Source organism: Streptomyces sp. NPDC055506, assembly GCF_053643595.1.
Window position 1 is genome coordinate 1 of the sequence record NZ_JBSHKH010000206.1, and the last position, 9,708, is coordinate 9,708.

Annotated in this window: 11 protein-coding genes; 10 read left to right on the forward strand and 1 reads right to left on the reverse strand. The window is 71.7% G+C overall.

Going from position 1 to position 9,708, the window contains the following annotated elements; genetic code table 11:
* The 5 genes from ACWIF2_RS38905 to ACWIF2_RS38925 form a co-directional block, all read left to right on the forward strand.
* Positions 1-438: hypothetical protein (locus tag ACWIF2_RS38905; RefSeq protein WP_454366212.1), on the forward strand; the 438-nt coding region annotated here is incomplete at its 5' end.
* 18 nt (positions 439-456) lie between these two features.
* Positions 457-1,695 carry a segregation and condensation protein A gene (locus ACWIF2_RS38910; protein ID WP_454366214.1) on the forward strand — a complete coding sequence of 413 codons (1,239 nt, stop codon included), beginning with the start codon at positions 457-459 and terminating at the stop codon, positions 1,693-1,695.
* Positions 1,692-2,378 (forward strand): SMC-Scp complex subunit ScpB, encoded by a 687-nt coding sequence (gene scpB / locus ACWIF2_RS38915; protein WP_454366216.1) that lies wholly within the window; start codon positions 1,692-1,694, stop codon positions 2,376-2,378. The genes ACWIF2_RS38910 and scpB overlap by 4 nt, the downstream gene beginning before the upstream one ends.
* Complete coding sequence (locus ACWIF2_RS38920; RefSeq protein ID WP_454366218.1) at positions 2,378-3,496, forward strand: pseudouridine synthase; 1,119 nt, start codon at positions 2,378-2,380, stop codon at positions 3,494-3,496. Before scpB ends, ACWIF2_RS38920 begins: the two co-directional genes overlap by 1 nt.
* A gap of 89 nt (positions 3,497-3,585) precedes the next feature.
* Positions 3,586-4,605 (forward strand): ADP-ribosylglycohydrolase family protein, encoded by a 1,020-nt coding sequence (locus ACWIF2_RS38925; protein ID WP_454366220.1) that lies wholly within the window; start codon positions 3,586-3,588, stop codon positions 4,603-4,605.
* Positions 4,606-4,608: 3 nt separating this feature from the next.
* Here the strand turns inward: ACWIF2_RS38925 and ACWIF2_RS38930 are convergent, their stop codons facing one another.
* Positions 4,609-5,049 carry a Rieske (2Fe-2S) protein gene (locus ACWIF2_RS38930; protein WP_454366222.1) on the reverse strand — a complete coding sequence of 147 codons (441 nt, stop codon included), beginning with the start codon at positions 5,047-5,049 and terminating at the stop codon, positions 4,609-4,611.
* Between the two features lie 180 nt (positions 5,050-5,229).
* Here ACWIF2_RS38930 and aroH point away from each other — a divergent pair, with 180 nt between their 5' ends.
* From aroH to der, 5 genes are all read left to right on the forward strand, one after another.
* A complete protein-coding gene (gene aroH / locus ACWIF2_RS38935; RefSeq protein WP_189731135.1) occupies positions 5,230-5,592 on the forward strand; it encodes a chorismate mutase in 363 nt (120 codons plus the stop codon).
* Positions 5,589-6,674, forward strand: coding sequence for a prephenate dehydrogenase (locus ACWIF2_RS38940; RefSeq protein WP_454366224.1), 1,086 nt, complete (start codon positions 5,589-5,591; stop codon positions 6,672-6,674). Before aroH ends, ACWIF2_RS38940 begins: the two co-directional genes overlap by 4 nt.
* A 135-nt stretch (positions 6,675-6,809) precedes the next feature.
* Positions 6,810-7,472: a (d)CMP kinase gene (gene cmk, locus ACWIF2_RS38945; RefSeq protein ID WP_454366226.1), complete on the forward strand. Its 663-nt coding sequence runs from the start codon at positions 6,810-6,812 to the stop codon at positions 7,470-7,472.
* The gene (locus tag ACWIF2_RS38950) at positions 7,469-8,116 is read left to right on the forward strand and encodes a lysophospholipid acyltransferase family protein (protein WP_454366227.1); all 648 of its coding nucleotides are present in this window, start codon (positions 7,469-7,471) and stop codon (positions 8,114-8,116) included. Before cmk ends, ACWIF2_RS38950 begins: the two co-directional genes overlap by 4 nt.
* Before the next feature lie 80 nt (positions 8,117-8,196).
* A complete protein-coding gene (gene der, locus ACWIF2_RS38955; RefSeq protein ID WP_454366229.1) occupies positions 8,197-9,693 on the forward strand; it encodes a ribosome biogenesis GTPase Der in 1,497 nt (498 codons plus the stop codon).
* Positions 9,694-9,708 lie beyond the last annotated feature (15 nt).

Sequence of the window (9,708 nt, forward strand, 5' to 3'; positions counted from 1 at the left end):
GCGGAGGACGCGCCGCAGTCGGTGCCCGCACAGGGCGGCGACGGCGAGGGTGCCGAGCACGTGGCGACGGACGCGGAGCCGGCCGATGCCGGGGAGTCCCGCAGCCGCTCCGCGGCCGCGGAGCGCTCCGGCTCCGGGCGGCGCCAGGCGGCGCAGGAAGGTTCTGCCGCCGCGTCCGCGGGCGCGGCGTCCCGCAAGCGCGGACGGGCGGCCGCGCGCCGCCCCAGCGGCCGTGAGCGGCACGACGAGAAGATCACCGTGTACGTGTCCGCCGAGGAGCTCATGGACCTGGAGCACGCCCGTCTCGTGCTCCGCGGCGAGCACGGCCTGGCCGTCGACCGGGGCCGCATCGTCCGCGAGGCGGTCGCCGTGGTCCTCGCCGACCTGGAGACCCGCGGGGACGCCAGCATCCTCGTACGACGTCTGCGCGGGCGGTAACGGTAGCCTGCGGGGGCTATGACCTCGAACGCTTCCCCTCCACCCGCCGACGGCCCGAACGGCCGTCGGCGCGCGTTGGGACGGGGGCCGGGCGCCGGGCCCCTGCCGGGAGCTGAGCCGGTCGAGCCGGAGCCGCCTCCGGAGATGGCGTGGCCCGAGGCTGCACCGCCCGAGTCCCCGGCACCGGCTGAGCCGACAGTGGCGGAGGTCTTGGGGCCAGGGCCGGTGCCCGGGCGGGTGGAGGCCGTTGGGCCGGTGGAGGCTGAGGAGCCGAGGCCCGTTGAGCCGATGGAGGCCGTAGAGCCGAAGTGGGCCGTCGAGTCGGCGGAGGCTGTGGAGCCGATGCCGTCCGTCGAGCCGGTGGTGCCTGTTGAGCCAGTGGCGCCCGTCGAGCCGGTGGCGCCCCTAACGCCGGATGCAAGGCCTGAGAGCCCGGGTGACGCTGGTGACGGGGTCTTCAAGGTTCGGCTCGCCAACTTCGAAGGGCCCTTCGATCTGCTGCTGCAGTTGATCTCCCGGCACAAGCTGGACGTCACCGAGGTCGCGCTGTCGAAGGTCACCGACGAGTTCATGGCATACATCCGGGCGCTGGGGCCGGACTGGGATCTGGACGAGACGACCGAGTTCCTCGTCGTCGCGGCCACGTTGCTCGATCTGAAGGCGGCCCGGCTGCTGCCCGCCGCCGAGGTGGAGGACGAGGGCGACCTGGCGCTGCTCGAAGCCCGGGACCTGCTCTTCGCCCGGCTGCTCCAGTACCGCGCGTACAAGCGGATCGCGGACATCTTCAACGGACGGCTCGACGACGAGGCCCGGCGCTATCCCCGGACCGTCGGGCTCGAACCGCAGCACGCCGAGCTGCTGCCCGAGGTCGTCATCAGCATCGGGGCGGAAGGGTTCGCCAAGCTCGCCGTGAAGGCGATGCAGCCCAAGCCCCGGCCGCAGGTCTATGTCGACCACATCCACGCCCCGCTGGTCAGCGTGCAGGAGCAGGCCCAGATCGTCGTGGCCCGGCTCAGGGAGCTCGGCGAGGTCAGCTTCCGGGCGCTCATCGAGGACACCGACGACACACTCACCGTCGTGGCCCGCTTCCTCGCACTGCTGGAGCTGTACCGCGAGAAGGCGGTGGAGCTGGAGCAGGAGGCCGCGCTGGGCGAGCTGCTCGTGCGGTGGACCGGCGGGGACGGGGACGAGACACCGACCGTCACCGACGAGTTCGACCGGCCGCCCGAGCCGCCGAAGGAGGAGAAACAGGCGTGAGCGAAGAAATCAGCGAGCTCCCGGCCGGGCTGCGTACCGTCGCCGACCTCGACCTCAAGCCCGCTCTGGAGGCCGTCCTGATGGTCGTGGACGAGCCCGCGACCGAGGAACACCTCGCGAAGATCCTCGACCGGCCGCGCCGCCAGATCACGGACGCGCTGCGCGAGCTGGCCGACGAGTACACCGTCCAGGGGCGCGGTTTCGAACTGCGGTTCGTCGCGAACGGCTGGCGCTTCTACACCCGCGCCGAGTACGCGCCCGCCGTCGAGCGGTTCGTGCTGGACGGCCAGCAGGCCCGTCTCACCCAGGCCGCCCTGGAGACCCTGGCCGTCGTCGCGTACCGGCAGCCGGTCAGCCGCAGCCGGGTCTCGGCCGTGCGCGGAGTCAACTGCGACGGCGTCATGCGCACCCTCCTGCAACGGGGCCTGGTCGAGGAGGCGGGCACGGAACCCGAAACAGGTGCGATCCTGTACAGGACGACGAACTACTTCCTGGAGCGGATGGGCCTGCGCGGTCTGGACGAGCTCCCGGAGCTCGCGCCCTTCCTCCCCGAGGCGGAGGCGATCGAGGCCGAGACCCAGGAGGGCGTACCGTCGTTCGACCCGGACGCGCCTGATGACGACGTGCCGGGCCGCCCGGTCACCCCGGGTACCGACGACGAAGACGACCAGACGGAAATTTGATGCGAAGCAGCAGCGGCAGGAACAGCAGCGGAAACAACGGCGGGAGCCGTGGTGGCAACAGCGGCGGCCGCGGCGGAAGTGGTGGTGGTCGCGGCAACTTCCGCGGCGCCGGCAACAACCGCGACGACAAGCAGGGCAGCGGCCGTCCGAAGAAGCCGCGCCCGGAGGAGCGGCGCTACGACGTGGGCCCCGGGGCGACGAAGGACGGCCCCAAGGCCGGGCGTGGCGGTGCCGCGCGCGGCGGCGCCAAGGGCGGTCCCAAGCAGCCCCAGCAGCGTGGGCGTACGGCCCCGGCGCGCCCCCGCGAGTACGAGGCGCAGATCGAGGAGCGCAACCGCGACCGGTACGCCGGCAAGAAGGACGTCAAGCTGCCCAAGACCTTCCCGGGCGCCGAGCAGGAGGGCGAGCGGCTCCAGAAGGTCCTCGCGCGCGCGGGCTTCGGCTCCCGGCGCGCCTGCGAGGAGCTGATCGAGGAGGCCCGGGTCGAGATCAACGGCGAGATCGTCCTGGAGCAGGGGCGGCGGGTCGACCCGGAGAAGGACGAGATCAAGGTCGACGGGCTGACCGTCGCCACGCAGAGCTACCAGTTCTTCTCGCTGAACAAGCCCGCCGGTGTCGTGTCGACGATGGAGGACCCGGAGGGCCGGCAGTGCCTCGGTGACTACGTCACCAACCGCGAGACCCGGCTCTTCCACGTCGGCCGGCTCGACACCGAGACCGAGGGCGTCATCCTGCTCACCAACCACGGCGAGCTGGCCCACCGGCTGACCCACCCGAAGTACGGCGTGAAGAAGACCTACCTCGCGCACATCGTCGGCCCCATCCCGCGCGATCTGGGCAAGCAGCTCAAGGACGGCATCCAGCTGGAGGACGGCTACGCGCGCGCGGACCACTTCCGGGTCGTCCAGCAGACCGGCAAGAACTACCTCGTCGAGGTCACCCTCCACGAGGGCCGCAAGCACATCGTGCGCCGGATGCTCGCGGAGGCCGGCTTCCCGGTCGACAAGCTGGTCCGGGTCGCCTTCGGGCCGATCACCCTGGGCGACCAGAAGTCGGGCTGGCTGCGGCGGTTGTCCAACACGGAGGTGGGGATGCTGATGCAGGAAGTCGATCTCTAGGCACAGCGCCGATCTCCCCGTGCTTTTGTGTTCCCCGTGCCCTCAAGGGCGCGGGGAACTGTTCGTGACCGGCCGGAAGGACACCCCGCATGACCCTCCTCGTCCACAAGCAAGCCGCCACCGGGGCGCTCACCGGCCTGGCCCTGGGGGACGCGCTGGGGTATCCGACCGAGTTCAGCGGCGTGCCGGCCATCCTCGACAGATTCGGCCCCTGGCGGCAGCTGGAGCTGCCGACGCCGGCGATCGTCAGCGACGACACGCAGATGACGCTGGCGCTCGGGTGGGGCATACGGACGGCGATGGACCGTGGTGTGCTCGGGCCCGACGGGATGGCCGAGTCGGTGCGGCGGGAGTTCATCGCCTGGAACCGTTCCCCGGAGAACAACCGTGCCCCCGGCAACACCTGTCTGCGGGCCTGTGCCCTGCTGGAGCGCGATGACCGGCCCTGGCAGGACGCCAGCCAGATCCACTCCAAGGGCTGTGGCGCCAACATGCGCGTCGCCCCCCTGGGGCTGATCGTGGGTCTGAGCGACGAACAGCGCGCGGGAGCCGCCCAGTTGCAGTCCGCCCTCACCCACGGGCATCCCACCGCGCTCGCCGCGTCCGACCTCACCGCACACGCCGTACGGCTGCTCGCACAGGGCGCCGAGCCGGCCGGGCTGATCGGCCTGCTCCGTTCGTACGCCCTGGAGAACCGCAGCCACTACCACGAGCGCTGGCTCGGCGATCTGTGGCGCCGGGCCCAGGACCCGAGCCCCGAGCAGTTCATCGCGCGCGGCTGGGACGAGTGCCTGGAAATCCTCGACCGTCTTGGGCACGCCGTGCGCACCGTCTCGCCCGAGGACGACCCGTGCCTGGCCACAGGGGAGGGCTGGATCGCCGAGGAGGCTCTGGCGACCGGGCTGCTGTGTTTCCTGCTCTTCGCCGACGAACCGGTGACGGCCCTGCGGCGCGCCGCCTGCACCGCCGGCGACTCGGACTCGATCGCGTGCCTGGCGGGCGCCTTCGCCGGCGCGTATCTGGGCGCGGAGGCCTGGCCGACCGAGTGGGCCGACCGCGTCGAGCACCGGAGCGACCTGCTCACGCTCGGGGCGCTCTGGGACGCGTGAGGGTCAGGTGAGGCGGACCGAGTTTCCCTCCACGGTGATCTGCTCCGCGGGCAGGGCGCGGGTCGCCGGGCCATGGGCCACCGCGCCGTCGGCGATGCGGAACTTGCTGCCGTGGCAGGGACAGTTGATCGTGCCGTCGGAGACCGTCGACACCAGGCAGCGCTGATGGGTGCAGATGGCCGAGAAGGCCTTGAACTGACCCTGCTCCGGCTGGGTCACCACGACCTCCTCGTCCTTGAAGATCTTGCCGCCGCCGACCGGGATCTCGTCGGTGGAGGCCAGCTCCTGGCCGGCGGGGGCGCCCGTCGTCTCCTTGTCGGTGGGGGAGACCGTCGACGTGGAGCCGTTGTCGCCGCCGCCCCCTCCGCAGGCCGCGACCAGTGCCACCGCTCCTGTCGCGCCCGTGGCGAGGAGAACCGTCCGGCGAGTGGTGTCGTACGTCATGTCGTCACTCCGGAAGTACCAATAAGGGAGAAAAGGGACTTTTCTGAATCTTGGCACTGAAAATACCCAAGGAATAGTAATTCCGGTGTCTCATCGGGCGGGCGCCGCGTATCCGGTTCGCGCGGGCTGACTAGGCTGGACGGACGTAGAGCGACACCCACGTCAGCAAGGAGCAGCGCCGTGGCGGTACGAGCGGTCCGGGGGGCCGTCCAACTCGAGAGGGACGAGGCCGGGCACATGGACGAGCAGGTCGGAGCCCTGCTCACGGCGATCCTGGAGCGCAACGAACTCGCGGCCGACGACCTGATCAGCATCTGGTTCACGGCCACGCCCGACCTGCACAGCGATTTCCCGGCGGCCGCCGCCCGCAAGCTCGGCATCGTGGACGTACCGCTGATCTGCGCCCAGGAACTCGACATCGAGGGCGCCATGCCGCGCGTCGTCCGGGTCCTCGCGCACATCGAGTCCGACCGGCCCCGGGCCGGTATCGCCCACGTCTACCTCGGCGCCGCGGCCGCCCTGCGCAAGGACATCGCCCAGTGAGAACCGCACTCGTCATCGGCACCGGCCTCATCGGCACGTCCGCCGGCCTGGCCCTGTCCCAGCGGGGCGTCACCGTCCACCTCGCCGACCCGAACCCGGAGCAGGCCCGCACGGCGGCCGCCCTCGGCGCCGGCACGGACGAGGCACCGGACGGGCCCGTCGACCTCGCGATCGTCGCCGCCCCGCCCGCACACGTGGCCGACGTGCTCGCCGACGCCATGCTCCGCGGTGCGGCGCGCGGCTACCTGGACGTCGCCAGCGTCAAGGGCGGGCCCCGCCGCGAGCTGGAGGCACGCGGCCTCGACCTGAACGCCTACATCGGCACACACCCCATGTCGGGCCGGGAGAAGTCCGGCCCGCTGGCCGCGACCGGCGACCTCTTCGAGGGCCGCCCTTGGGTGCTGACCCCGACCCGGGACACCGACACCGAGGTGCTGAACCTCGCCCTGGAACTGGTCTCGCACTGCCGTGCCGTGCCGGTGGTGATGGACGCCGACGCCCACGACCGTGCCGTCGCCCTCGTCTCCCACATGCCCCACCTGGTCTCCAGCCTGGTCGCCGCGCGTCTGGAGAACGCCGAAGAGGCCGCCGTACGGCTGTGCGGGCAGGGCATCCGGGACGTGACGCGGATCGCCGCCTCCGACCCCCGGATGTGGATCGACATCCTCTCCGCCAACCCCGGGCCGGTCGCCGACCTGCTCACGGACGTCGCCGGCGACCTGGAGGAGACCGTGCGGGCCCTGCGCGCCCTGCAGTCCACCGACGACCACAAGCGCCGCGAGGGCAGCACCGGCATCGAGGACGTCCTGCGGCGCGGCAACGCGGGGCAGATCCGCGTCCCCGGCAAGCACGGGTCCGCCCCGCGGGTCTACGAGGTCGTGGTGGTGCTCATCGACGACCAGCCGGGACAGCTGGCCCGGATCTTCGCGGACGCGGGCATGGCCGGCGTCAACATCGAGGACGTACGGATCGAGCACGCGACGGGGCAGCAGGCCGGCCTGGTGCAGCTGATGGTCGAACCGAAGGCGGCACCCGTGCTGAGCGCCGCACTGCGCGAGCGGGGCTGGGCCATTCGGCAGTAGGGCATCCTGGAACAGGGCCGGCCGACGCGCGGCCGGACGAGTGACCCGCACCCAGTAACCTTGTGCGGGGCAGTCGCGCCCTCACCCCCGCCAGCCCGGTCCAGGAAGGTCCCCACTGTGGAAAGCCCCACGCCCGTGATTGTCGCCATCGACGGCCCCTCCGGCACGGGCAAGTCGAGCACCTCCAAGGCTGTGGCGGCGCAGCTCGGGCTGAGCTACCTGGACACCGGCGCCCAGTACCGGGCGATCACCTGGTGGATGGTGAGCAACGGCATCGACATCGACGACCCCGCCGAGATCGCCGCCGCGGCCGGCAAGCCGGAGATCGTCTCCGGCACCGACCCGCTGGGCCCGACCATCACCGTCGACGGCGTCGACGTGGCCGGCCCGATCCGCACCCAGGAGGTCACCTCCAAGGTCAGCGCGGTCAGCGCGGTCTCCGAAGTGCGGGCCCGGATCACGGAGCTGCAGCGCACGATCGCGGCCTCCGCGGAGAAGGGCATCGTGGTCGAGGGCCGCGACATCGGCACCACCGTGCTGCCCGACGCCGACCTGAAGATCTTCCTCACCGCCTCCCCGGAGGCGCGTGCCGCCCGCCGCAGCGGCGAGCTGAAGGGCTCCGACGTCCACTCCACCCGCGAGGCCCTGATCAAGCGGGACGCGGCCGACTCCAGCCGCAAGACCTCGCCGCTCGCCAAGGCGGGCGACGCGGTCGAGGTGGACACCACCGAGCTCACGCTGGCCCAGGTCATCGAGTGTGTCGTCACCCTCGTCGAGGAGAAGCGGGCCGGGAAGTGACCGAGCTGCCTTCGGTACGGGGCGCCGAGGTCGGGCGGCGCATCGGCGTCGGCCTGATGTACGGCTTCTGGAAGCCGCGCGTACTCGGCGCCTGGCGGGTGCCGACGAACGGCCCGGTAATCCTCGCGGTCAACCACTCCCACAACATCGACGGCCCGATGGTCATGGGCGTGGCGCCCCGGCCGACGCACTTCCTGATCAAGAAGGAGGCGTTCATCGGGCCGCTGGACCCCTTCCTGCTCGGCATCGGGCAGGTGAAGGTGGACCGCGACACCACCGACCGGACGGCGATCACCCAGGCGCTCGGCATCCTGGAGAGCGGCGGCGTGCTCGGCATCTTCCCCGAGGGCACCCGGGGCGAGGGCGACTTCGCCTCGCTGCGCGCCGGGCTGGCGTACTTCGCGGTGCGCAGTGGTGCCCCGATCGTGCCGGTCGCCGTGCTGGGAAGCACCGAGAAGCGCGGACGGTTGATAAAGGAGCTGCCTCCGCTGCGCTCGCGCGTCGACGTCGTCTTCGGCGAACCCTTCGACGCGGGCGACGGCAGCGGGCGCCGTACACGCAAGGCGCTGGACGAGGCCACCGGCCGCATCCAGAAGCAGCTCGCCGCCCACCTGGAAAACGCCAGGCGCCTCACCAGGCGCTAGGCAACACTGAGTAGTGGATCAGCCCGGCAGACAGCGGGTACTCCACCGACCACCAAGATGAACGACGAGGTACGGACTTCATGAACGACCACATCCAGCCCGACGGCTCGGCCGCCTCCGAGGGCGCGCACGAGCACGACCACGGGGCGCTCGGCGACGCCGAGTTCGCGGAGTTCATGGAGCTCGCCGCGGAGGAGGGCTTCGACCCCGAGGACGTCGAGGGCGCGATCGAGGAGGCCGGGCACGGCCCGCTGCCCGTGCTCGCCGTGGTCGGCCGGCCCAATGTCGGCAAGTCGACTCTCGTGAACCGCATCATCGGACGCCGCGAGGCCGTCGTCGAGGACAAGCCGGGCGTCACCCGCGACCGTGTGACCTACGAGGCCGAGTGGGCGGGCCGCCGCTTCAAGGTCGTCGACACCGGCGGCTGGGAGCAGGACGTCCTCGGCATCGACGCCTCCGTGGCCGCCCAGGCCGAGTACGCCATCGAGGCCGCCGACGCGGTCGTCTTCGTCGTCGACGCCAAGGTCGGCGCCACCGACACCGACGAGGCCGTCGTACGACTGCTGCGCAAGGCCGGCAAGCCGGTCGTGCTGTGCGCCAACAAGGTGGACGGCCCGAGCGGCGAGGCCGACGCGGCGTACCTGTGGTCGCTGGGCCTGGGGGAGCCGCACCCGGTCTCGGCGCTGCACGGCCGGGGCACCGGCGACATGCTGGACCAGGTGCTGGAGGCGCTGCCCGAGGCGCCGCGCGAGGCGTTCGGCCCGGGCGGTATCGGCGGGCCGCGCCGCATCGCCCTGATCGGCCGCCCGAACGTCGGCAAGTCCTCGCTGCTGAACAAGGTGGCGAACGAGGAGCGCGTCGTCGTCAACGAGCTGGCGGGCACCACCCGTGACCCGGTCGACGAGCTGATCGAACTCGGGGGAGTCACCTGGAAGTTCGTCGACACGGCGGGCATCCGCAAGCGCGTCCACCTCCAGCAGGGCGCCGACTACTACGCCTCGCTGCGCACCGCCGCGGCCGTCGAGAAGGCGGAGGTCGCCGTCATCCTCATCGACGCGGCCGAGTCGATCTCGGTGCAGGACCAGCGGATCGTCACCATGGCCGTGGAGGCGGGCCGCGCGATCGTCCTGGCCTTCAACAAGTGGGACACCCTCGACGACGAGCGCCGCTACTACCTGGAGCGGGAGATCGAGACCGAGCTCGGCCAGGTGGCGTGGGCCCCGCGGGTCAATGTCTCGGCCCGTACCGGGCGGCACATGGAGAAGCTGGTCCCGGCGATCGAGACGGCCCTGGCGGGCTGGGAGACCCGGGTCCCGACGGGTCGGCTGAACGCCTTCCTCGGCGAGCTGGTCGCCGCCCACCCGCACCCGGTCCGGGGCGGCAAGCAGCCGCGCATCCTGTTCGGCACCCAGGCGGGCACCAAGCCGCCGCGGTTCGTGCTGTTCGCCTCCGGCTTCATCGAGGCGGGCTACCGGCGCTTCATCGAGCGCCGCCTGCGCGAGGAGTTCGGCTTCGAGGGCACGCCGATCCACATCTCGGTGCGAGTGCGCGAGAAGCGCGGCGCGAAGAAGAAGTAGCGGGAAACGGCAAAC